22 protein-coding genes are annotated in these 22,827 nt (G+C 38.0%); 21 read left to right on the top strand and 1 reads right to left on the bottom strand.

Translation table 11 applies throughout. From position 1 onward, the window contains the following. The first annotated feature begins 23 nt into the window (after positions 1-23). The 7 genes from JG537_RS05740 to JG537_RS05710 all read left to right on the top strand — a co-directional run bounded on the left by JG537_RS05740 (position 24) and on the right by JG537_RS05710 (position 9,575). Positions 24-1,685, top strand: a complete 1,662-nt coding sequence (locus JG537_RS05740) for a ribonuclease J (RefSeq protein ID WP_132869060.1) — start codon at positions 24-26, stop codon at positions 1,683-1,685. A 147-nt stretch (positions 1,686-1,832) separates the two neighbouring features. Next, positions 1,833-2,546 carry a matrixin family metalloprotease gene (locus tag JG537_RS05735; RefSeq protein WP_199544253.1) on the top strand — a complete coding sequence of 238 codons (714 nt, stop codon included), beginning with the start codon at positions 1,833-1,835 and terminating at the stop codon, positions 2,544-2,546. An 86-nt stretch (positions 2,547-2,632) separates the two neighbouring features. Then, positions 2,633-4,552, top strand: coding sequence for a ribosomal protection-like ABC-F family protein (gene abc-f, locus JG537_RS05730; RefSeq protein WP_132869872.1), 1,920 nt, complete (start codon positions 2,633-2,635; stop codon positions 4,550-4,552). Between the two features lie 197 nt (positions 4,553-4,749). Continuing rightward, positions 4,750-5,196, top strand: coding sequence for a MarR family winged helix-turn-helix transcriptional regulator (locus tag JG537_RS05725; RefSeq protein WP_132869620.1), 447 nt, complete (start codon positions 4,750-4,752; stop codon positions 5,194-5,196). After that, on the top strand, positions 5,189-6,940 hold the full coding sequence (locus JG537_RS05720) for an ABC transporter ATP-binding protein (RefSeq protein ID WP_199544250.1): 1,752 nt from the start codon (positions 5,189-5,191) through the stop codon (positions 6,938-6,940). The genes JG537_RS05725 and JG537_RS05720 overlap by 8 nt, the downstream gene beginning before the upstream one ends. Continuing rightward, complete coding sequence (locus tag JG537_RS05715) at positions 6,940-8,817, top strand: ABC transporter ATP-binding protein (protein ID WP_199544248.1); 1,878 nt, start codon at positions 6,940-6,942, stop codon at positions 8,815-8,817. The genes JG537_RS05720 and JG537_RS05715 overlap by 1 nt, the downstream gene beginning before the upstream one ends. Before the next feature lie 293 nt (positions 8,818-9,110). Beyond that, the gene (locus JG537_RS05710) at positions 9,111-9,575 is read left to right on the top strand and encodes a DUF2798 domain-containing protein (protein ID WP_074625900.1); all 465 of its coding nucleotides are present in this window, start codon (positions 9,111-9,113) and stop codon (positions 9,573-9,575) included. 36 nt (positions 9,576-9,611) lie between these two features. On the opposite strand, the gene JG537_RS05705 is transcribed toward JG537_RS05710, so the two are convergent. After that, on the bottom strand, positions 9,612-9,911 hold the full coding sequence (locus JG537_RS05705; protein ID WP_132869617.1) for an ArsR/SmtB family transcription factor: 300 nt from the start codon (positions 9,909-9,911) through the stop codon (positions 9,612-9,614). Positions 9,912-10,132: 221 nt separating this feature from the next. Between JG537_RS05705 and JG537_RS05700 the strand changes: the two genes are divergently transcribed. The 14 genes from JG537_RS05700 to JG537_RS05640 all read left to right on the top strand — a co-directional run bounded on the left by JG537_RS05700 (position 10,133) and on the right by JG537_RS05640 (position 22,790). Then, on the top strand, positions 10,133-11,287 hold the full coding sequence (locus tag JG537_RS05700; protein WP_199544247.1) for an MFS transporter: 1,155 nt from the start codon (positions 10,133-10,135) through the stop codon (positions 11,285-11,287). A 28-nt stretch (positions 11,288-11,315) separates the two neighbouring features. Then, positions 11,316-11,816 carry a chorismate pyruvate-lyase family protein gene (locus JG537_RS05695; RefSeq protein ID WP_199544246.1) on the top strand — a complete coding sequence of 167 codons (501 nt, stop codon included), beginning with the start codon at positions 11,316-11,318 and terminating at the stop codon, positions 11,814-11,816. Between the two features lie 179 nt (positions 11,817-11,995). Beyond that, positions 11,996-14,785 carry a cation-translocating P-type ATPase gene (locus tag JG537_RS05690; protein WP_199544242.1) on the top strand — a complete coding sequence of 930 codons (2,790 nt, stop codon included), beginning with the start codon at positions 11,996-11,998 and terminating at the stop codon, positions 14,783-14,785. An 82-nt stretch (positions 14,786-14,867) separates the two neighbouring features. Continuing rightward, positions 14,868-16,055 (top strand): Mbeg1-like protein, encoded by a 1,188-nt coding sequence (locus JG537_RS05685; protein ID WP_199544241.1) that lies wholly within the window; start codon positions 14,868-14,870, stop codon positions 16,053-16,055. A 74-nt stretch (positions 16,056-16,129) separates the two neighbouring features. After that, complete coding sequence (locus JG537_RS05680; RefSeq protein ID WP_199544240.1) at positions 16,130-17,014, top strand: LysR family transcriptional regulator; 885 nt, start codon at positions 16,130-16,132, stop codon at positions 17,012-17,014. 140 nt (positions 17,015-17,154) lie between these two features. Continuing rightward, a complete protein-coding gene (locus JG537_RS05675) occupies positions 17,155-18,015 on the top strand; it encodes an SDR family oxidoreductase (RefSeq protein ID WP_199544550.1) in 861 nt (286 codons plus the stop codon). Continuing rightward, the gene (locus JG537_RS05670; protein WP_199544239.1) at positions 18,016-18,384 is read left to right on the top strand and encodes a nuclear transport factor 2 family protein; all 369 of its coding nucleotides are present in this window, start codon (positions 18,016-18,018) and stop codon (positions 18,382-18,384) included. A 15-nt stretch (positions 18,385-18,399) separates the two neighbouring features. After that, on the top strand, positions 18,400-18,984 hold the full coding sequence (locus tag JG537_RS05665; RefSeq protein WP_045798031.1) for an NAD(P)H-binding protein: 585 nt from the start codon (positions 18,400-18,402) through the stop codon (positions 18,982-18,984). Positions 18,985-19,074: 90 nt separating this feature from the next. Further along, entirely contained in the window at positions 19,075-19,479 is a 405-nt protein-coding gene (gene nmlR / locus JG537_RS05660) for a stress response transcriptional regulator NmlR (protein ID WP_199544238.1), read from the top strand. Between the two features lie 3 nt (positions 19,480-19,482). Then, entirely contained in the window at positions 19,483-20,328 is an 846-nt protein-coding gene (locus JG537_RS05655) for an aldo/keto reductase (protein ID WP_199544237.1), read from the top strand. 102 nt (positions 20,329-20,430) lie between these two features. After that, a complete protein-coding gene (locus tag JG537_RS09760) occupies positions 20,431-20,754 on the top strand; it encodes a carboxymuconolactone decarboxylase family protein (RefSeq protein ID WP_246454328.1) in 324 nt (107 codons plus the stop codon). A gap of 15 nt (positions 20,755-20,769) precedes the next feature. Beyond that, on the top strand, positions 20,770-21,195 hold the full coding sequence (locus tag JG537_RS09755; RefSeq protein ID WP_246454326.1) for a cupin domain-containing protein: 426 nt from the start codon (positions 20,770-20,772) through the stop codon (positions 21,193-21,195). Between the two features lie 117 nt (positions 21,196-21,312). Beyond that, positions 21,313-22,179, top strand: coding sequence for a hypothetical protein (locus tag JG537_RS05645; protein WP_199544236.1), 867 nt, complete (start codon positions 21,313-21,315; stop codon positions 22,177-22,179). Between the two features lie 110 nt (positions 22,180-22,289). Beyond that, on the top strand, positions 22,290-22,790 hold the full coding sequence (locus tag JG537_RS05640) for a YkgJ family cysteine cluster protein (RefSeq protein WP_021142109.1): 501 nt from the start codon (positions 22,290-22,292) through the stop codon (positions 22,788-22,790). The last annotated feature ends 37 nt before the right edge of the window (positions 22,791-22,827 follow it).

Below are 22,827 nucleotides of genomic sequence, written 5' to 3'. Positions count from 1 at the left end.
AAAAAAGAGGAGAAAACATCGTCATGAGCGATATTAAAATTATTGCCCTAGGTGGGGTTCGTGAAAATGCGAAAAACCTCTATGTGGTAGAAGTTAATGACTCAATTTTCGTTTTGGATGCTGGACTGAAGTATCCTGAAAATGAGCAACTTGGTGTGGATGAAGTCATTCCAAACCTTGATTATCTAATTGAAAACAAAAAACGTGTGCAAGGGATTTTCTTGACACACGGACACGCAGATGCCATCGGAGCTTTGCCTTATATTTTATCTGAGTTCAAAGCACCAGTATTCGGGTCACCATTGACTATCGAATTAGCTAAGCTTTTCGTTAAGAAAAACAATAACGTTAAAAAATTCAATAACTTTCATGTTATTGATGCTGAAACAGAAATTGAATTTGCAGATGCTACGATTTCATTCTTCAAAACAACTCACTCAGTTCCTGAAAGTTTGGGGATTGTTGTTGGTACTGATGAAGGAAATATTGTCTACACTGGTGACTTCAAATTTGACCAAGCTGCGCGTAAATATTACCGCACTGACTTGGGACGTTTGACAGAAATTGGACGTGAAGGTGTTCTTGCCCTTCTTTCTGATTCTGCTAACGCTACAAGCCATGTAATGACAGCTAGTGAAGCAGAAGTTGCTGCTGAAATGGATAGCGCCATTGCTGACGCTGAAGGCCGTGTGATTATCGCTGCGGTTGCTTCAAACCTTGTGCGTATTCAACAAGTCTTTGACTCAGCTGCTGAATACGGTCGTCGTGTGGTCTTGACTGGATTTGATGCTGAAAATATTGTTCGCACAGCTATCCGCATGAAGCGTCTTCGTTTGGTTGATGAAAAATTAATCATCAAACCAAAAGACATGCATAAATACGAAGATCACGAATTGATTATCTTAGAAGCTGGTCGTATGGGTGAACCAATCAACGGTTTGCACAAAATGGCTCTTGGTCGTCACCGTTATGTTCAAATTAAAGATGGTGATTTGGTTTACATCGTTACAACACCAAGTCTTTCAAAAGAAGCAGCTGTTGCGCGTGTTGAAAATCTGATTTACAAAGCTGGTGGTACAGTTAACCTTATTACGAAGACTCTTAATGTCTCAGGTCATGCCAACGGTCGTGATTTGCAGTTGATGCTTAACCTTCTTCAACCCAAATACCTTTTCCCAGTTCAAGGTGAGTACCGCAATTTGGCGGCTCATGCTGAATTGGCCCAAGAAGTTGGTATGTATCCTGAAAACATCTACATCGTCAAACGTGGTGATGTCATGGTTCTTGGTAAAAATGGTTTCAACCATGAAGGAAGCGTCCCAGCTGGTGATGTCATGATTGATGGTAATGCCATCGGTGATGTTGGTAACATCGTACTTCGTGACCGTAAAGTCTTGTCAGAAGATGGTATCTTCATTGTTGCACTAACTGTTAATAAACGTGAGAAGAAAATTGTATCAAAAGCGAAAATTCACACGCGCGGATTTGTTTACGTTAAGAAGAGCCGTGATATTCTTCGTGAATCAGCTGAACTGGTTAACCAAACCGTTGAAAACTATCTTGAACAAGATAGTTTTGACTGGGGTGAATTGAAGGGAGCTGTCCGCGATGAAGTGGCTAAATTCCTCTTCGACCAAACCAAACGTCGCCCAGCTATCTTACCAGTCGTTATGGAAGTGAGATAAAAATAATTTGAAGCTAGTTTTTTTACTAGCTTCTTTTTTGTTGTGTACCGAAATGTTTATTTTTTCTTGTTTTTTTAAGCTGGGCTTGTTATACTAAAGCCCGAGGTAATTTGTTATTGCTTAGAATTCTAGAAAGAAAGGGTATGTATGAGAACAATTTTTAAGATTATCTTTTTTATTCCCAGCCTTATAATCAATATTATCTGGAATTTTTTCTGGGCAATTATTAAGACGATTGTTCTGATTGCCATTTTATGTTTTGGTCTTCTTTATTATGCCAATAACAGCAGTTCTCAGTTAGCAAATTCCATTTCAAATATTGCTAATAGTGTCGTTACGTACTTTGATGCTAATAAAGATGATATTGCTAAGAATTTAAAGGATTTATCGACTGATGATTTCACGCATTATTCTGGAGCACGTTGGTCAAGTAATTCAGCGACGGTTTATATTAAAACGACCAATAAAACTTTGGTAAATGCTTATGAAGAAGCCATCAATGCTTGGAATGCAACGGGGGCTTTTACTTTTACTCTGGTTAGTGATGAGAATTCAGCAGATATTGTTGCAACTGAATATTCGGATGCTAGTTCTAAGGCAGCTGGTTTAGCTGAAACTGAGACAAATGCGTTGACTAATCAGATTACGCACGTCGATGTGAAGTTAAATACCTATTACTTGCTTGATAATGATTATGGTTATACGCACAATCGAATTGTTTACACTGCTGAACATGAGTTGGGCCACGCTATCGGACTTGACCATGATGATAAGGAAGAATCAGTCATGCAATCGTCAGGTTCATACTATGGCATTCAAGATGTCGATATCCAAAAAGTTCAATCGATTTATAATCAATAACGCATACACATACGAAAATCTGTTCTTTGGGCAGATTTTTTGATATTATCCTAGTTTAACGAGTGAGGATTTGTTAAAATAGAACTATGATTATTTTACAAGGAAACAAAATTGAACGCTCATTTTCGGGTGATGTCTTATTTGATAATATTAATATTCAAGTTGATGAAAAGGACCGTATTGCGCTTGTTGGGCGAAATGGTGCTGGTAAATCAACTTTGCTTAAAATTTTAGTCGGTGAAGAAGCACCAACATCAGGTGAAATCAATACAAAACGTGACTTAAGTTTGTCATATTTGGCGCAAGATAGCCGTTTTGAGTCAGAAAATACCATTTTTGATGAAATGTTGCATGTCTTTGATGATGTGCGTAGCATGGAATCTCGTCTTCGTAAGATGGAAATGCAAATGGCAGAGCTAACAGGTGATGCTTTTGATAAATTGATGTCGGATTACGACCGTTTATCAGAAGAATTTCGTGTTAAAGGTGGATTCACTTACGAGGCAGAAATCAAAGCCATTTTGAATGGGTTCAAATTTGATGAATCGATGTGGCAAATGAAGATTTCTGAGTTGTCTGGTGGGCAAAATACGCGCTTGGCTCTTGCTAAAATGTTGCTTGAAAAGCCTGAACTTCTTGTACTTGACGAACCAACCAACCACTTGGACATTGAAACCATTGCTTGGCTTGAAAATTACTTGGTCAACTATCAAGGCGCTTTGATTATTGTCAGTCACGACCGTTACTTCCTTGATAAAGTTGCAACAGTGACGCTTGATTTGACAAAACATTCGCTTGACCGATACGTTGGTAACTATTCTAAATTTATGGATTTGAAGGCTGAAAAATTAGCGCTCGAAGCCAAAAATTATGAAAAACAAGCGAAAGAAATTGCTAAGTTAGAAGACTTCGTTCAACGTAACATTGTTCGTGCTTCAACGACAAAACGTGCCCAAGCTCGCCGTAAGCAATTGGAAAAAATGGAGCGTTTGGATAAACCAACAGCTGGTCAAAAATCAGCTAATATGACTTTCCACGCTGATAAAGTGTCAGGAAATGTTGTATTGACAGTAGCAGATGCAGCGATTGGCTATGATGACCAAATCTTGTCAGAACCAATCAACATTGATGTCAAGAAATTTGATGCCATTGCCATTGTTGGACCAAATGGTATCGGAAAATCTACTTTGATTAAATCAATCGTGGGTCAAATTCCATTTATTAAAGGCTCATCGACTTATGGCGCTAACGTTGAAGTGGGTTACTATGACCAAACACAATCCAATTTAACACGTACCAATACTGTCCTTGATGAGCTATGGAATGATTTTTCAACGACACCAGAAGTGGAAATCCGCAATCGCCTGGGAGCTTTTCTCTTCTCTGGTGACGATGTTAAGAAATCTGTTAGCATGCTTTCTGGTGGTGAGCGCGCTCGTCTTTTACTTGCCAAATTATCAATGCAAAATAATAACTTCCTTATCCTTGATGAACCAACCAACCACTTGGATATCGACAGTAAGGAAGTTTTGGAAGATGCTTTGATTGATTTTGACGGGACACTTTTATTTGTCAGTCACGACCGTTATTTCATTAACCGTGTGGCAACGAAAGTGCTTGAAATCTCTGAAGAAGGCTCAACCCTTTATCTTGGCGATTATGATTATTACCTTGAGAAAAAAGCAGAGCTGGAAGAATTGGCTCGCATGAAGGAAGAAGAAGCGCAAGAAAAAACAACTGTAGTCGTTGAAAAAGCGCCAGCTAATGATTATCAAGCGCAAAAAGCCAATCAAAAAGAACTTCGCAAACTCACACGTCGCATTGCTGAAATCGAAAATCAATTAGAAGAGATTGAGGCGCGTGAAGAAGAAATCAATCAAGCCATGTTGGCTACAAATGACGCAACAGAACTTGTTGATCTTCAAAAAGAACTTGATGAATTAACTGAACAACAAGAAACCCTCATGTTAGAATGGGAAGAACTCAGCGAAAAAGTTGAGGGATAAATGTAAGATAGTCTGTTTTGAATCAAAACAGGCTTTTTTTGATTTTAAAAAAATCAATAGCGGGCTATTGACTTTTTAACTTAAAGTTTTATAATAATTAATGGAATAAAATGGAATGTTTAGCAAACTTTAAAAAATGTCTACAAATTCTGACGGATGTTTTTTAGGGACTTGCTTTTTTATTGTCGGAGGTAACTATGAATTCTAAAAATGCTCCATATGGTTGGCTTGTTAAGCGAATTGCGCATCGTTTAGAACAAAACATGAATAATTTCTTAAAGCCTTATAATATCACCATTATGCAAGCTTGGGTGTTGTTGTACTTAAAAGATGACAAGGATTGTTGTACTTATAAGGAATTAGAGAGAGAATTTGAAGTGTCGCAACCAACCATGGCTGGGATTATCTCGCGTTTGGAACAAAAGGAATTAGTTATTACAGGTCAGGATGAAAAAGACAAGCGTATCAAGAAAGTGCGTATTTCTGATAAGGGCTTGGACTTGATTATGCTGGTTTGTGGTCACTTGGAAGAGTCTGAAGACGATATCATTAGAGGCTTTTTTGATAAAGATCAAGAAACATTTCATTCATTGCTCGAACGAGCTTATTATAATGTTGTAGAAAGAGGTGACGAGAATGATTAAAACTCTTTTAGCTCAAGTCAAGGAGTATAAGACACCATCTTTACTTGCTCCTTTGTGTGCAGCTTTAGAGGTTTTCTTCGATATGTCAGTCCCTTTTGTCATTGCTAAGTTAATTGACCAAGGGGTACAAGCTGGGAACTTGGCTGTTGCCATGAAGTATGGAATCTTGATGTTGGTTCTTGCCACATGTGGTTTAACAACTGGTTTCTTGGCTGGTAAATTCGCTGCGCAAGCCTCAGCTGGGTTTGCTGCTAATTTGCGTGAAGGAATGTATGAAAATATTCAAACCTTCGCCTTTTCAAATATTGATAAATACAGTACAGCTGGTCTTGTCACTCGTATGACAACAGACGTTACAAATGTACAGAATGCTTATCAAATGATCATTCGTATTGTTGTGCGTGCACCGTTAACAATCATTGTTAGTATGATTATGTGTTTTGTGGTGGATCGCCGCTTGAGTTTGATTTTCCTTGCGGCTGTTTTGATTTTAGGAGCATCTCTTCTATTTATCATGCGTAAGGCTATGACAACTTTCAATTACGTCTTTCGTAAGTATGATGATTTGAATGCTAGTGTTCAAGAAAATATTTCAGCCATTCGAGTGGTGAAAGCATTTGTTCGTGAAAAATATGAAAATAAAAAATTCACTAAGGCTGCTGAAAATATTTATCGCCTTTTTGTAAAAGCTGAAAAAATTATCATCTTCAATGTGCCAGTCATGATGTTTATCATCTTTACATGTATTATTTGCTTGTCATGGTTTGGGGCACAGTTTATCGTTGATGGTAGTTTGACAACAGGTGAATTGACATCCTTAATGTCATACATCTTTGCCATGATGATGTCACTAATGATGTTGTCAATGATTATGGTTATGGTCTCAATGAGCACAGCAAGTGCTGAACGTATTGCTGAAGTCTTGAATGAAAAAGCTGACATCGTTAATCCAGAAACTCCTTTGATGGAAGTTCCAGATGGTAGCATTGAATTTAACCACGTGCATTTTTCATACAAACATGGCGGTGGTGAAGAAGTGCTTTCTGATATTGATTTGAGCATCAAGTCAGGTGAAATTATCGGTGTTATCGGTGGTACAGGTTCAGGGAAAACATCATTTGCTAACTTGATTTCTCGCCTTTACGATGTTGATGCTGGGTCAATTAAAGTTGGTGGACATGATGTTCGTGAATATGATTTGGAAGTTCTTCGTGACCAAGTTGCCGTAGTGCTTCAAAAAAATGTCCTTTTCTCAGGAACAATTCTTGATAACCTTCGTTGGGGTAATGAAAATGCGACTGACGAAGAATGTATGGAAGCTTGTCGCCAAGCCTGTGCAGATGAATTTATCGAACGCTTCCCTGACAAATACAATACTTGGATTGAACAAGGCGGAAGTAATGTCTCAGGTGGACAAAAACAACGTCTTTGTATCGCTCGTGCTTTGCTGAAAAAACCAAAAGTTTTGATTTTGGATGATTCAACAAGTGCCGTGGATACTGCCACAGATGCCAATATTCGTCGTTCATTTGAAGAAACAATTCCAGGAACAACAAAAATTATCATTGCACAACGTATTTCAAGTGTGCAACACGCAGATAAGATTTTGGTGCTTGATGATGGTAAAATCTCTGGCTTTGCTAGCCACGATGAATTACTACAAACAAACGCTATCTACCGTGAAATCAATGAGGTTCAACAACAAGGTAGCGGTGATTTTGATGAGGAAGGAGGTAATAACTAATGGCTCAACCTAAAAAAGAAGTGAACAAACAAGCCACACTAAAACGTGTTTTGGCTTATGTGATTAAGAATTATAAATGGCGTTTCATGGCTGTTTTCGTCTTGATTTTGATTGCTGCGCTTTGTATGGTTCGTTTTAGTTTGTTCATGCAAACCTTGATTGATAGTTATGTCACACCTCTTTTGGCTGCTAAAAATCCTGACTTTTCTGGTTTAGCACATGCTATTTTCCAACTAATCATTATTGGAATTATCGGGGTAGCAAGTACTTACACTTATAACCGTTTGATGGTTTATGTGGGACAAGGAACAATGCGTCGTATTCGTATTGACCTCTTTACGCATATGGAAAGCTTGCCAATCAAGTACTTTGATACGCATGCTCACGGGGACATCATGTCAATCTATACCAACGACGTTGATACGCTTCGTCAATTGATTGGACAAAGTATTCCCCAAGTCGTGAACTCTAGCTTTTCTATTTTGACAACCTTTGTCAGCATGTTAGTATTGAATGTGCCATTGTCAGCCTTGTCAGTTTTTATGGTTATTGTTTTGCTTTATGTAGCTCGTAAAATCGCTGCGCAATCATCAAAATATTTCCATGACCAACAAAATGACCTCGGTCGCGTTAATGGTTTCATCGAAGAAATGATGGATGGGCAAAAAGTTGTTAAAGTCTTTAATCACGAAGAACGTGCCAAAGAAGATTTCCGTAAACTCAATCAAGAACTTCGTCATTCGGCTACAAATGCCAATATTTTTGCCAATATCTTGATGCCAGTATCTGCTAACATTGGACACATTTCATATGTTCTTTGTGCCATGCTCGGTGCGGCTTTGGCACTTCATGGTTATGCTGGTTTGACTTTGGGAACTTTGGTTTCTTTCCTTGCTTTGAACCGTGGATTTACTAACCCAATTACTCAAATCAGCCAACAAATCAACTCAGTGGTTATGGCGATGGCCGGTGCAGACCGTGTCTTCAAATTGCTTGACGCTGAAGTTGAAGTTGATGAAGGCTATGTTGAATTGGTTAATGCTAAAGAAGATGCTGATGGAAATCTTCAAGAAGTTGAAGAAGCAACTGGTACATGGGCATGGAAACATCCGCATGAGGATGGTAGTGTCACTTATCACAAACAAGAAGGTCGTGTAACCTTCTCAGATGTAACTTTCGGTTATAATGATGATAAGATGGTGCTTCATGAAATCAATCTTTTTGCGGAACCTGGTCAAAAAATTGCCTTTGTTGGGTCAACTGGTGCTGGTAAGACAACCATTACAAACTTGATTAACCGTTTCTATGATATTCAAGAAGGTAAGATTCATTACGATGGTATCAACATTCGTAAAATCAAAAAAGCAGATCTTCGTCGCAGTTTAGGAATTGTACTTCAAGATACACACCTCTTTACAGGAACAGTCATGGATAATATTCGTTATGGACGTTTGGATGCGACCGATGACGAATGTATCGATGCTGCAAAATTGGCTAATGCGCATGACTTTATTAAACGTCTGCCTGATGGTTACGATACGATTTTAACTGGTGACGGAAGTAACTTGTCTCAAGGTCAACGTCAATTACTTGCGATTGCGCGTGCAGCCGTCGCAAATCCACCTGCATTGATTCTTGATGAAGCAACCTCATCAATCGATACGCGTACAGAGGTTCATGTTCAAGAAGGTATGGATGCTCTTATGAAAGGTCGTACAACCTTCGTCATTGCTCACCGTTTGTCAACAGTTCGCAATGCTGATTGTATCATGGTACTTGAACAAGGACGTATCATCGAACGTGGTAACCACGACGAATTAATTGCCCAAAAAGGCCGTTACTACCAACTCTACACAGGTAACGCCATTAGTGAATAACATCTTAAAACACCTTTTTGTAAAATGGCTCAGCCCTTTTGCAGGAGGTGTTTTTGTTAGTTTTTAGATTGATTTTTCAGGTAAAACGTTTACTTTTATTTTTTGGCAAAAATCACTTACGAAGAAAATTTTTTTATGGTAGACTGAATCCTGTTGACTGTAAACTGGAGTTGATTGGAGAAGTGTTGGAGTAAAAAATCCATTCAGGCACTATCCTAGCGGAGGACATATTGTTGTACGCCGACCTAGGTTGAGGGTCGATAATCGATTATATAAAATGAATGGAGAATAAGATGCCTCGTAATTTTAAAGAAGCAATGGTGTTTACATGTTTGATGTGTGGAATGATGGTTTTTGGAATGAGTATTTGGAATTTAGTTGTTGCAGGTGCTTTTTCATGGCAACATGTCTTTTTAGGTTTCATTCCAGGATTTATCGTTGCTTTTATTTTAGATACTCTAATTGTTGGACCAATTGCTAAAAAAATCGCATTTGGAATTCTGCCAAGTGGTTTAAAACATCAATTAGTAAAAATCCTTACGGTGTCAGGCTGCATGGTTCTTGGTATGGTAACTTGCATGTCACTTTATGGAATGATTTTTAGTCATGGCTTGTCAAATGTTAGCTTGGCTTTGTACGGTCGTACTTGGTTGACAAACTTTGTTGTTGCTTTACCTTATAACTTTATCATTGTCGGTCCAATTGCACGTTTCTTCTTGGGAGAAATTCAAAAACAAGGAATTTTGGCCGCAGAATAAGCATAAAAAAAGCTGGAGTTTACTCCAGTTTTTTTATTATAAATTATTAATTAAATTGGTTAATGAGTATTTTTCAAGAGTGTCATGGTTTAATCGGACAAATTTATTTTGCCCAGCTTTTCGGGTAATCGTTAGGCCAGCCTCGCGTAGAGTTTTAAAGTGGTAAGAGACAGCGGATTTGCTCATATTGAGCAATTCACCGATTTCACCACAGCCAAGCTCACTTTCTCTCTTCGATAAGATACGAAGAATATTTAATCTGACTGGATCAGCTAAGGCTTTAAAAATTTTGATTAAATCTTCATCATTATAGTTAGAATATTGTTCAATAGTCATACGAAAATTGTACTATCGGAAGTTTTATTTGTCAATTTATTAAGTGCTTTTTTAATTTTCTGAAAATAAATCTTGACAGTATTTCTTTTGAGTAGTAATATATTACATAATATTTCAAAAGTCTTTGAACTATTGAACTAAAGTGAGAGGAGATTGTGATTGCTGGGTGATGCTGATAATATCAGCTTGTTTTTCAATTAATAGAAAGTGTGATTATAAAAATGAAAAAATATGCTTCCTTGTTCTTTTTAACAATGTTTATCATTGGAACAGATACGTTTTTGATTTCTCCATTGTTAACGACTTTATCTAGTCTTTATCATATTGATACGTCAATTTCTGGCTGGATGGTTAGTGCGTATGCTATTGGTTATGCTCTATTTGCTTTGGTTTCAGGGCCAATTTCAGATGGAAGAGATCGAAAAAAAGTGATGGTCTATGGTCTATTAGCCTTTACGATTTCAACTTTTTTGTGTGGCTTTGCCAATTCATTTACTTTGATGCTTTTGTTTCGTTTTTTGGCTGGGATTAGTGCCTCTTTTGTGACACCTCAAGTTTGGGCATCGATTCCAGTGGTGGTTGATAAGAAACATATTGTTCAGGTGATGGGTTATGCAACTGCTGGTTTATCTGTTTCTCAAATGGCGGGTGTTCCAATCGGTGGTTATCTTGCGGGAATTTCATGGCGTGCACCATTCATTACCATTTCAGCGGCCTCTTTGGTCTTATTACTTCTTATTAATTTTTATATGCCAAAATTGGAAATTGGAACAGGACACAGAATTTCCTTTACAGTAGCTTATAAAAATGTTTTAACGAATAAAAAATCCGTGTCTTATCTTTTAGCTTATTTTGTGTTTCAGACGGGATCATTTACAGCAATCACTTTTATTGCGACTTGGTTTAATCATAGCTTTGGTTTGTCTTTAGCTAATATTAGTACAGCAATTATTGCTATTGGTGCTGGTAATCTTGCTGGATCACTTTTGGGCAGTCATATTGTTAAATGTTTTGGTTTACAAAAAACATTTAAAACAGAACTGATGACACTTGTTATTCTTTACGTGGCGCTGTTATTTGTTCATCATTTTTGGATGGCAGAAGTATTATTGACTATTATTTATGTGAATAATGGATTTATTTTTCCATTATTTATGACGACATTGCAAAGTACTGTTGAAAATGCTCGAAGTACGATTTCATCATTATCAAATGCCGTGATGTATTTGGGTGAAACCATTGCAGGGATTGTTGGTGGTATCTTATTTGAACAATTTACAGGATTTTCAGGAATTGCTGTTTTTGCAGCAGTAATGATTGCTCTTTCGTTGCTATTGTATTATCAAGCAGGAGCTTTTAAGAAGGTTGATAATTAATGGTTCTTTGTTGTAACAAGGTGGGCAAATGAAAAGAAATTTGAAAAAGGTTCTTAGTGATATTTTATTTCAAAATACTGGCTCGACTACTTCAATTTTAGAAGCAATAACAAATAAAAAGGTTGAAGTAGAAATAATTCAAGAACGTATTATTTGTGATAGAGACTATTCTATTCGGTATAATTGGGGAGATTCTTTGATCTTGCGAGCTACAACATTAAAAGCTGGTGGTATTGTTATTTATGATGCTGATAAAGTAAATCAATTGGATGATTTTCATGTTCAGAATTGTTCAATACCGATTGGTAAAATTTTAGAAAAAATTGATTACAGGAGAGTAATAATTTTTTCTGGCCTAAAAAAACCGGCTTATATAAGCAAATACTGTAACTTTTTTAATCTAACAACTGCAGAGTATCCAGTAAAAGAGTACCAATTTATACATGATGGTGAAGTTTATTTTCATATCATTGAGTTATATTTAGAAGAAAATTTACTTGATCTTTTGAATGATACGTTAATAATTTAGAGTATATTTTTAAAATACAAAAACATCTTAGATATATAGGTCTAAGATGTTTTTGTACACATATGAAATGTCTGTTGAAAATGCTTTGAAAAGCTGACTTCATTTATCTCTTTATTTTTAAAAAGTAGTATAATGGCCTTAAGAACGTGAAACCGTTTTTAGAAATCGAGGAGCAAGTTATGACTGATAGAACACAAAAAAATAATGTTCAACTTGGCCTTGAAACTTACGCAGCAAAGGATATTTATCAGGCCGCTGCTACGCAAAGCTCTGGACTAAGTCGAAAACAAGTTAAAGAACGTCAAAACCAATATGGTCCTAATCGATTAAAAGAAGCTCAAAAAGAACCTATCATTGTGACCTTTATTAAAAACTTTACCAGTCTGATGGCGATTTTGCTTTGGGTAGGTGGAGCGGTGGCTATTTTATCTCATAGTGTTGAACTAGGGCTTGCTATCTGGTTTGTTAATATTATCAATGGGGTTTTTAGCTTTGTTCAAGAATATCGGGCTAGTCAAGCAACCCAGGCGTTGAAGAAAATGTTGCCTTCTTATGCGCGTGTTATTCGTGAGGGGCAAGAAGAAAAAGTCTTAGCTGAAGAATTGGTGCCTGGCGACCTTATCTTGATTGAAGAAGGAGACCGTATCTCAGCTGATGGTCGTATTATCTTTGCGACTGATTTGCAGGTTAACCAATCTGCCTTAACCGGTGAATCAAATCCTGTTTATAAAAATAGCGAAGCTGATACTGACCCGCAAAAAACAGCTCTCGAGTATGACAATATGGTCTTTGCCGGAACGACTGTTTCATCTGGTTCAGCTAAAATGGTTGTGTCTGCAATCGGTATGTCAACACAATTTGGGCAAATCGCTCATTTGACGCAAAATATGACTGATGACAAGAGTCCACTTCAAAAAGAATTGGACCATTTGACCAAACAAATTTCGGTCATTGCCATTACAGTAGGTGTTATCTTCTTTATCGCAGCAACTTTATTTGTTCGTGAACCTTTTGCTAAATCTTTCATTTTTGCCCTTGGGATGATTGTTGCTTTTATCCCAGAAGGTTTGCTTCCAACAGTAACCCTTTCTTTGGCAATGGCGGTGCAACGCATGGCTAAGTCCAATGCCTTGGTTAAAAAATTATCGTCAGTTGAAACCTTGGGAGCAACCTCAGTCATTTGCTCGGATAAAACCGGGACATTGACTCAAAATGCCATGACAGTCAATCACCTCTGGCAAGTGTCTGGTCAATATGAGGTGACTGGCCTTGGTTATGCAGCTGAAGGTGATATCCGCAACAGCAATGGTAAGAAAGCTGCGCTTGTCGAAAATCAACCGCTGGAATACTTAGTCCGCTTCGCTCACCTCTGTAGCAATGCACAAGTCTTGGCGCCAAATGATGACAATCCTTCTTACACAGTACTTGGTGACCCAACGGAAGCCTGCTTGAATGTCTTGGCGGAAAAAGCTGGCTTAACCTTAGAGAAAAATAATGACTGGGCACCGCGTTTGAAAGAATTACCTTTTGATTCGGTGCGCAAGCGTATGACGACGATTAATCGTGTTGATAGCCAAGTAGATGGTAGTTCTTTGGTGTCAATCACCAAGGGAGCTCCGAAAGAAATGGTTGAGCTCTGCCATTTTTACAAAGACCAAACAGGTATTCATGAAATGACTGCAGACGTTCAATCACGTATCTTAGCCGCAAACGATGCCTTTGCAAGAGATGGTTTGCGTGTTTTGGCGCTAGCTTATCGTACTTTGGAAAGTGATCGTTTGAGTCAAGAAGATGATTGGACACAAGAAACTCTTGAAAAGAATATGATTTTTCTTGGTTTGATTGCCATGAGTGACCCACCACGTGACGGTGTTCGTGAAGCTATTGAAAAGTGCCATAAAGCAAGTATCCGTATTATCATGGTGACTGGTGATTATGGTTTGACAGCTCTTAGTATCGCTAAGAAAATCGGTATTGTGCGTGGCGATGATGCGCGTGTGGTAACAGGTCTTGAATTAGAAGAGATGTCTGATGACGCCTTAAAAGAAGCTCTTAAAGGTGAGATTGTCTTTGCGCGTGTGGCACCAGAGCAAAAATACCGTGTGGTAACAGCTTTGCAAGAATTGGGCGAAGTCGTTGCTGTAACAGGTGATGGCGTCAATGATGCTCCTGCTCTTAAGAAGGCTGATATCGGTGTTGCCATGGGGTTGACTGGTACTGATGTTGCTAAAGAGTCTGCGGATATGATTTTAACAGACGACCACTTTGCTTCCATCGTTGATGCGGTTGAAGAAGGGCGTGCCGTTTACCATAACATCAAGAAATTCTTGACCTACATCTTTAATTCCAACACACCAGAAGCGGTGCCATCTGCCTTCTTTCTCTTGTCACGAGGTTTTGTGCCACTTCCTTTGACTGTTATGCAAATTCTAGCAGTTGATTTGGGAACAGATATGATTCCCGCGCTTGGTTTAGGGGTTGAACCTCCAGAACTAGGTGTCATGAATCAACCTCCTCGTAAATTGACAGATCGTTTGTTAGATAAAAAATTGCTTATTAAAGCTTTTCTATGGTATGGCTTGATTGAATCAGCACTTGCCATGGGTGCCTTCTTTATCACTTATCTCTTGCATAATGGCCATTTGACTGAGCTTGCTAGCTCTGGTCAACTTTATCAAGAAGCCACAACTATGACTCTTGGTGCTATTATTTTCTGTCAAATTGGTATGGTGATGAATAGTCGGACATCTGATCAATCGATTCGCAAGTTACAATTATTTGGTAATCCTTTGATTAATATCGGTTTGATTGTTGAATTGATTATTTTTGTCATTTTGGTTTATGTACCAATTTTCCATAATCTATTCAATACCGCAAGTCTAGGTTTTTGGCATTGGGTATATTTGGTACTGTGTCCGTTTGTCATTGTTGGGCTCGAGGAATGGCGTAAGCGCATCATGCGGAAGTAGAATGACTTGCTATTGTGGTCTGGTTTTTCCTTGACACCTTTTGCAAATATCTGTAGAATTCAAAAGAGTATAGGGGATGAATATGGCAACAATTAATGATTATTTAGATTATAACGGCAATCGTACATTTGATGAATTTGCCTTTAATGAAGCAGATATTCTGTGTTTAAATGAACTCGGTTACTTTTGTTTCGAAGAGTTAGACAAGTCGATTGACTTTTCTAAAATGGTTAATCTCCACGAGGTTTTATTGCCTTATGTTACTGGAGAAAAAGAATTTAGTCACAGCTTTTTAGTGACAGCAGATCGTATTCGTTTGCTTCAAAAAGTGGTTGCTTCACGACGTTTTGAAGGTCTGTGTCTTTCAAATTATATCAATGATGTTGATTCTGAGTTTGAAAGACAATTTTCAGCCATGGTTTTTAGCATACCTGGGATTAATCATCATCAGCTGGTTTTTCGTGGGACAGATGATACCATGATTGGTTGGAAAGAAGATTTCAAGATGACTTATGTTCAAGAAATTCCTGCTCACCGAGCAGCGGTTGCTTACCTTGAACGTTATTTGGAAGAACATTCTGGCAAGGTTACCGTCAGCGGTCATTCTAAGGGTGGAAACTTAGCATTGTATGCTGTTTCTCATGTCAGTGATTGCGTGCGCCAGCAAATTGAAAAGGTCTACATGCTTGATGCACCGGGGTTGCAAGAGGCTGGTTTAAAAGAGCCTGGCTATTTAGCTATTCGTGATCGTGTCTGTGTTATTCGACCAGAGGAATCGATTGTTGGGGTCATGCTTTATAATGATATCAAGCCAATCGTAGTGAAGAGCCAAGCAAGTGGAATTATGCAGCACGCTTTAACAACTTGGCAATTTGATGAAAAAACGGGTCAGTTTATTTTAGCCGAAGGTCAAACTGATTTGAGCCAAAATCTTGAAAAAACCTTTAAACAATGGACAGATGAGCTATCAAGTCAAGAGTTAAAAATGCTTTTTGATACGCTCTTTGATACCTTGATGTCAAGCGGAATTCATAGCATCAATGACGTGACCATTGATAGAAAATTTGCTACAAAATTAGCCAAAAGCATCGCCTCATTCTACTCAGTCGGGACAGAAAAGAAAATGCTCCTTGCAAAATCCGCAAAGCTCTTTGTTGAAGCATTTGTCGGACACAGTAAGTTAGGTAATTTTGGAAAAGATAGTATTCCTTTTAGCTTACCAGACTTTAATAGTTTGCTAGCTAATTTGAATAATAGAAAATCAAAATAAAACATTTTTGAGGTACCTGATTAAATAGTGATTTGAAATCAGGTACCTCTTTAAATATTAAAGGGAGGATAGATGTGTTAAGCCAAATTCGCTACTTTCAATCTGTTGTTGAAGAAAAATCATTTACTAAAGCAGCTGAATTACATTTTATCTCGCAATCAGCAATTTCTCAACAGATTAAGAACTTGGAAGAAAAACTTGGTGTGACACTGCTAGTTCGCAAAAATCGTGGTTTTGAATTGACAGCGGCAGGGCGTTATTTTTATGAAAAATCGTTAGCACTGGTTGCTGATTTTGATAAACTTTGTCAAGAAACGCAGTCGATTGCCAATCAGCAGTCAGCCAAGTTATCAATTGGTTATTTGTATTCTTATGAAGGCAGTGAGATTCAAGAAGCAATTTCAGGATTTGCAAGTCAGTTTCCTGATGTGGAGTTAACGGTTAAGACAGGAACACACGATCAGCTTTATGATGATTTACGGTTTGGCAGAATTGATTTAGTGGTTAACGATCAGCGAAGAGCTTTTTCAGATGACTATATGAATCTTGTTTTAGCCGATTTACCACTCGGTCTTGAGCTGGCAACGTTTAATTCCTTGGTTCAATCTGATAAGGTAACATTAGATGATATAGTAGAAAAACCTTTGATTTTGGTGGCTGATAGCCAGCAAGAAGAAACCGAACGTGCTTATTATCATGATTATTTAGGGTTTTCGAATGACTTGCATTTTGTCACTAATCCGACAGATGCTAAGATGCTTGTTGTTGGTAATCGTGGCTACTTACCGATTGAAGTTGGTAAAGGGGTTAGCTTTCCGCCGACAGTGACATATAAATCACTCGATAAGCAAGGTCAAAGAATCTTACGACGCATGTGTGCATTTTGGAAGAAAGATAATTCGGGTTATTATGTCGAAACAATGGCAGAGTTTCTAGTCAAAGCTTTTCAAGATAAATAGAAACAAAGAGGTATTTCAGATAAGTTTTACTTATCCGAAGTGCCTCTTTTTAAAATTGTTAAGCAAGAAGTGAGGCTTTATAATGGAGTCATAAGAAAGGTCAGAGTGAGTTAATTGAGATTTGCTCTGGGTGAATAATGATGAAAAACGATGTCATGTTGGTTGTCGGAGCAGGACAAATTTCAATGGCGATTGCACGTCGCATGGGATATGGTAAAAAAATTATTCTTGGTGACCGCTCGCTTGATAATGCTAAGGCTATTGCTAAAACATTGACTGAAGCTGGATTTGATATCGAAACATTTGAGATGGATTTGTCATCACGTCAGTCAATTAAAGAAATGATTACCTATGCGCAAACTTTTGGTGATATTAAGTATTTGGTTAATGGTGCAGGCGTTTCGCCATCGCAAGCTTCGATTGAAACAGTACTTAAAGTTGATCTTTATGGAACTGCAGTTTTACTGGAAGAAGTTGGCAAAGTCATCACAAAAGGTGGTGTTGGTGTTACTATTTCTAGCCAATCAGGTCATCGTATGCCTGCATTGACTACCGAGCAGGACCGAGCACTTGCTATGACGTCAAGCGAAGAATTGTTGAAACTTGATTTTCTTCAAGAAGATAAGATTAAAAATACTCTTCACGCTTATCAACTTGCCAAACGTGCTAATGAAAAACGTACCATGTACGAAGCTGTTCGTTGGGGAGAACATGGCGCGAGATTGAATGCCATTGCACCAGGAATTATCGTAACACCTCTTGCGATCGATGAATTCAATGGCATTCGGAGAAATTTTTACAAAAATATGTTTGCCAAATCCCCAGCTGGTCGTCCAGGAACAGCAGACGAAGTGGCTGATGTTGCTGAATTACTCATGAGTGAACGTGCGCAGTTTATCACAGGTTCAACATTTTTGATTGACGGTGGCGCAACAGCTTCTTACTTTTATGGACCACTTAATCCAAATACAGAAACAGGTATGGCAGAAGGGAGAGGTTAAATGACAGAAGAAATCCTAAAACAACTATATCGTCAAGTTAACGATGCAATGGTTGCAAAAGATACAAAAAAACTAGCAGAACTTTTGGAACCAGATACCGTACTAATACATATGACAGGCTATGTTCAGCCAGTTACTGAGTGGTTAGAACAGATTTATACTGGAGACATGATTTACTATTCTTGGCAGGAAGATGCGATAAAAAATATCAAAATAAATGGAAATACAGCCAGTCTTATCGGACAAAGTCGTGTTAAAGCACGAATTTGGGGAGCAGGTCCATCGACTTGGCGTCTGCAAATTAAAATGGAATTTGAAAATGTTGATGGTAAGTGGAAAATCATCAAACAGACAGCAAGCACTTATTAGAAGGAAGGAATTTTTATGACAAATGTAGCAATTATTGGAGCAACAGGCTCACTCGGAAGAAGTTTACGTGAGGAACTGAAAAACAACAAAAATTATAACGTGACTTTATTTTCACGTCACGTTGATAGATTATCACTTTATAGCAATGAAAAAGCTATTTCTGGCTCAGCGACGTCAAGCACAGACTTAGATCAGGCTCTTGCTAATCAAGATATTGTTTTTGTTGCTCTGTCAGGTGACTTACCAAAAATGGCGTTTGAAATTGTGTCGAGTATGACATATAACAATGTTAAACGACTCATTTTTGTAACATCTATGGGGATTTATGGAGAAGTAGACGGCGAACCCAAAGGAGTTGTTGCGCCAATTTTACGCCCATACCGTGAAGCGGCCGATATAGTTGAAAACTCAAATCTAGACTACACGATTTTACGTCCTGGCTGGTTTGATAATGGGCAGGATACAACTTGTCAAATTACACAAAAAGGTGAAACGTTCTATGGTCATGATGTTTCCCGCAAAGCCATTGTAACGCTTGTTAAACAAATCATTGATCAACCTGAGATGTACGTCAATACAAGTCTAGGACTGTATCGGTAACGACAAAATCTCATTTCTCAATATCTTTTTTCTTGACTTAGAGTTAACTTCAAGGTATATACTGAAGTAAAGTTAGAAAGGAGATGACCTATGAACATTAAAAAAGTAAGCGAACAAACAGGAGTCTCAGCTGATACGATTCGTTATTATGAACGCATCGGCTTACTTCCGCGTGTTAAACGTAATAAATCTGGTATTCGTGATTTTTCAGAGAAAGATATTGCAGCCCTTGAATTTATTCGTTGTTTTAGACGAGCTGGGATGAGTGTGGAATCTTTGATTGAGTATATGAACTTGGTTGAAGAAGGAGAAGGGACAGAAGAAGCACGTATGCATCTTCTAGAAGAACAACGTGAAAAGTTGTCAACTCGCATTGAAGAACTTGAAACAACCCTTAAACGCATGAATTACAAAATTGAAAATTATAAAAAAATAATCTTAACTAAAGAAAAATCTCTGTTTGAGGATCAAAGTGGTATGAAAAAAGAGGAGTAACAAATGGAATACAAAACATTATCAAATGGCGTTAAAATGCCGATTTTAGGATTTGGTGTGTATCAAGTGCCAGACCTTGACGAATGTGAGCGCGTGGTTAGTGATGCGATTTCGGTTGGTTACCGCTCAATTGACACCGCTCAAGCTTATATGAATGAAGAAGCTGTTGGAAATGCTATCCGCAAGTCTGGTATTGCGCGTGAAGAGTTTTTCATCACAACTAAAATTTGGATTAGCAATTATGGCTATGAAAAAGCCAAAGCTTCTCTTGATGCTTCTTTAGCGAAACTTCAAACAGACTACATTGATTTGGTGCTTTTACATCAACCGTTTGGTGATTATTATGGTGCTTATCGTGCCATGGAAGAATATTACAAAGCTGGTAAAATCAAAGCAATCGGTATCAGCAATTTTGCACCAGACCGCGTAGCAGATTTGGCTATTTTTGCGGATGTCACTCCAATGGTTAACCAAGTTGAAACGCACGTTTTCAATCAACAATTAAATGCTCGCAAAACAATGGACGAATATGGCGTTCAAATCGAATCTTGGGGACCATTTGCGGAAGGGCGCAATGATTTCTTTACCAATGAAACACTTGTTGCGATTGGACAAAAATATCATAAATCAGCTGCGCAAGTTGCCCTACGTTACTTGATTCAACGTGATGTTATTGTCATTCCTAAAACAGTTCATAAAAATCGTATGGAACAAAATTTTGATGTCTTTGACTTTGTCTTAACAGATGATGACATGGCAGAAATTTTGAAACTTGATATGGGAGAAAGCCAATTCTTCTCACATGCTGACCCTGAAACAGTTAAAATGATTAGTTCAGTTAAAATTTAAGTTATGCTTAAAAGGCATAAAACACTATGTCAAATAAGTATTTGTTATTAAAAACGAGAAGCGTATAATGGCAGTATAAACCCTATTAAGAAAGGAAAAACAATGACAATTAAACAAACCGCAGGACGTGACCAATTGGGTGAATTTGCACCAGATTTTGCGCATTTTAATGATGACGTACTTTTTGGTGAGAACTGGAATAATAGCGATATTGATGTAAAAACACGCTGTATCATTACAGTTGTCGCATTGATGGCGCAAGGCATTACAGATAGTTCTATGAAACACCATCTTCAAAATGCCAAAGCTAACGGTGTTAGCAAAGCTGAGATTGCTGCTGTTATCACACACGTAGCTTTCTACGCAGGTTGGCCAAAAGCTTGGGCAGTCTTCAATCTTGCAAAAGAAGTTTGGAACGAAGATTAAGTGAGGGAGAAATCGATGACAGATAAAGAACTTTTTGATAGAGAAAATGTCTTTGGAAAAGGGCAAGCAAACGACGCATACGCACAATATTTTGATGGCAATTCTTTCCTCAATCCCTTGGTTGATGCTGACTCACCTCTTCATTTAGCAAATGTAACCTTTGAGCCGGGATGTAGAAATCACTGGCATATTCACAAGGCTGACAAAGGTGGCGGTCAAATTCTGATTTGTACCGCAGGTCAAGGTTGGTATCAAGAAGAAGGTAAGAAAGCTGTCAGTCTTGAACCGGGTAAAGTTATTGTGATTCCAGCCAATACAAAACACTGGCACGGTGCTAAGAAAGACTCATGGTTTAGCCATATTTCAGTGGAAGTTCCTGGCGAAAATACGTCAAATACTTGGCTAGAAGCCGTTAGCGACGACGATTACAACACTTTGTAAAAATTTTTATTATCATACTATCAACACTAACAATCTCATTCATACAGAAATGCCCAAGAATTTTTGGGCGTTTTTTTGCATGTGACAATTTCCTTATGTCATGTTAAACTAGATTTTATGACGCAATATAAACATATCAGAATGGTGCAGGCGGGGCATTTTCTAAAGCTTTTTAAAAATGATTCGCAGTTTGCCACACCGATTTTTAGAATAGATCAAAAACGTAAAAATTTACAATTTGTTATTGTTTTTAAATTGGATGAGTCGGCTGATTTTTACGTGCTTAATCGCTCGGAAAAAGGTTATAGCAAGGAATTAAAACGTATTAAGGTATTTACAAAATCACAGCTTTACAATGCCATGATGTCTGTTCCGATTAAAGCGCGTGAGACAATTCAGATTTTGCAGGTGCCAAGCGGTAAAAAGTTGCTGAAGGATTACGTGATGTATTACGATAAGGCAAGCATTGATTGGTTGTGCTTTGGCAAGAAAGCCAACCTAGATGATGTTTATGATCCCTTTCGTGATGCGCATTCGGCGCTTTTTCACTCAGATGATTCTGACAATACCATCTCTTACGATGATTATCAAGGCATTCAAGATTTTCACCCTTTTTCAGTCGTTGAAAATTGTGCTAATGCTCTGCAATGTCTTTATAAAGATCCGATAAGACAGCGGCAGGTTAACCTTCAAGTGATGGGCTGGTATTATCTTGGTCAGCAGTTAAAAATCAGCTGGAAACCAGATAATCAGTACAAAGCGCGTTGGCGCTCGTCGGTAGTTGCCATTGATAAAAAGACTGGCAAATATTTTTTCCAAGGAAATATTTATCGGCAAAAAGGCACAGATCCCGTATTTCTTGACCATTTGCTTATTGATTTTCAAGGTGCTGGGCAAAATAGCAGAGCAGCAAAAGCAGAATTTGACAGATTTATTCAAGAGATAAAAGAACAAGAGCGCGTGGCTTTGTTGAAGCTACGCTGATCAATCAATTTATTTTTTAGGTTCTAGGCTCACAAATAAAGTCTCCACCGGAGACTTTATTTGTGCTATAATATTCCCTGATTGAAATTGACAAATTAGAAAGTATGAAAATGACAGATATTGACATTGAACGTTATCATGAACTAGCTCAACAAAAACAAAAAGAACACCGCAAATTTTTAGCAACACTCAAGAAAAAAGCTCCTAAAAATCTTGATAAAATCACTCAAGAAATTCACACAGAAGTTTTTAACGAGATTGATTGCACAAAATGTGCTAACTGCTGCAAAAGCTTAGGTCCTCTGTTTACAGAAGCAGATATTACACGCATTTCAAAAGTCTTTCGCATGAAACTAGGCGTTTTTGAAGACATGTATTTGCGCGTGGATGAAGACGGCGACAAAGTCTTTCAATCAATGCCTTGTCCATTTTTAGGCGATGACAACCTTTGCACCATTTACGACGTCCGACCAAAAGCATGCCGTGAATTCCCACACACAGACCGCAAAAAAATCTATCAAATCAATAATCTAACCATTAAAAACACCCTTTTCTGCCCTGCGGCCTACCTCTTTGTCGAAAAACTCAAAGAACGATTGGAAGGGAAATAAAGATTTAGAAAGCATCTCATTTTGAGGTGCTTTTTTC

The organism is Streptococcus vicugnae (genome assembly GCF_016461705.1).
In the GTDB taxonomy this organism is placed as follows: domain Bacteria; phylum Bacillota; class Bacilli; order Lactobacillales; family Streptococcaceae; genus Streptococcus; species Streptococcus vicugnae.
Note: the sequence above shows the minus strand (reverse complement) of the source record. Positions and strands in the feature narration are given on the sequence as shown.

Coding starts and splice junctions, on each gene's coding strand:
- JG537_RS05740 (WP_132869060.1), top strand. CDS start 24: ATGAGCGATATTAAAATTATTGCCCTAGGTGGGGTTCGTGAAAATGCG.
- JG537_RS05735 (WP_199544253.1), top strand. CDS start 1,833: ATGAGAACAATTTTTAAGATTATCTTTTTTATTCCCAGCCTTATAATC.
- abc-f (WP_132869872.1), top strand. CDS start 2,633: ATGATTATTTTACAAGGAAACAAAATTGAACGCTCATTTTCGGGTGAT.
- JG537_RS05725 (WP_132869620.1), top strand. CDS start 4,750: ATGAATTCTAAAAATGCTCCATATGGTTGGCTTGTTAAGCGAATTGCG.
- JG537_RS05720 (WP_199544250.1), top strand. CDS start 5,189: ATGATTAAAACTCTTTTAGCTCAAGTCAAGGAGTATAAGACACCATCT.
- JG537_RS05715 (WP_199544248.1), top strand. CDS start 6,940: ATGGCTCAACCTAAAAAAGAAGTGAACAAACAAGCCACACTAAAACGT.
- JG537_RS05710 (WP_074625900.1), top strand. CDS start 9,111: ATGCCTCGTAATTTTAAAGAAGCAATGGTGTTTACATGTTTGATGTGT.
- JG537_RS05705 (WP_132869617.1), bottom strand. CDS start 9,911: ATGACTATTGAACAATATTCTAACTATAATGATGAAGATTTAATCAAA.
- JG537_RS05700 (WP_199544247.1), top strand. CDS start 10,133: ATGAAAAAATATGCTTCCTTGTTCTTTTTAACAATGTTTATCATTGGA.
- JG537_RS05695 (WP_199544246.1), top strand. CDS start 11,316: ATGAAAAGAAATTTGAAAAAGGTTCTTAGTGATATTTTATTTCAAAAT.
- JG537_RS05690 (WP_199544242.1), top strand. CDS start 11,996: ATGACTGATAGAACACAAAAAAATAATGTTCAACTTGGCCTTGAAACT.
- JG537_RS05685 (WP_199544241.1), top strand. CDS start 14,868: ATGGCAACAATTAATGATTATTTAGATTATAACGGCAATCGTACATTT.
- JG537_RS05675 (WP_199544550.1), top strand. CDS start 17,155: ATGAAAAACGATGTCATGTTGGTTGTCGGAGCAGGACAAATTTCAATG.
- JG537_RS05670 (WP_199544239.1), top strand. CDS start 18,016: ATGACAGAAGAAATCCTAAAACAACTATATCGTCAAGTTAACGATGCA.
- JG537_RS05665 (WP_045798031.1), top strand. CDS start 18,400: ATGACAAATGTAGCAATTATTGGAGCAACAGGCTCACTCGGAAGAAGT.
- nmlR (WP_199544238.1), top strand. CDS start 19,075: ATGAACATTAAAAAAGTAAGCGAACAAACAGGAGTCTCAGCTGATACG.
- JG537_RS05655 (WP_199544237.1), top strand. CDS start 19,483: ATGGAATACAAAACATTATCAAATGGCGTTAAAATGCCGATTTTAGGA.
- JG537_RS09760 (WP_246454328.1), top strand. CDS start 20,431: ATGACAATTAAACAAACCGCAGGACGTGACCAATTGGGTGAATTTGCA.
- JG537_RS09755 (WP_246454326.1), top strand. CDS start 20,770: ATGACAGATAAAGAACTTTTTGATAGAGAAAATGTCTTTGGAAAAGGG.
- JG537_RS05645 (WP_199544236.1), top strand. CDS start 21,313: ATGACGCAATATAAACATATCAGAATGGTGCAGGCGGGGCATTTTCTA.
- JG537_RS05640 (WP_021142109.1), top strand. CDS start 22,290: ATGACAGATATTGACATTGAACGTTATCATGAACTAGCTCAACAAAAA.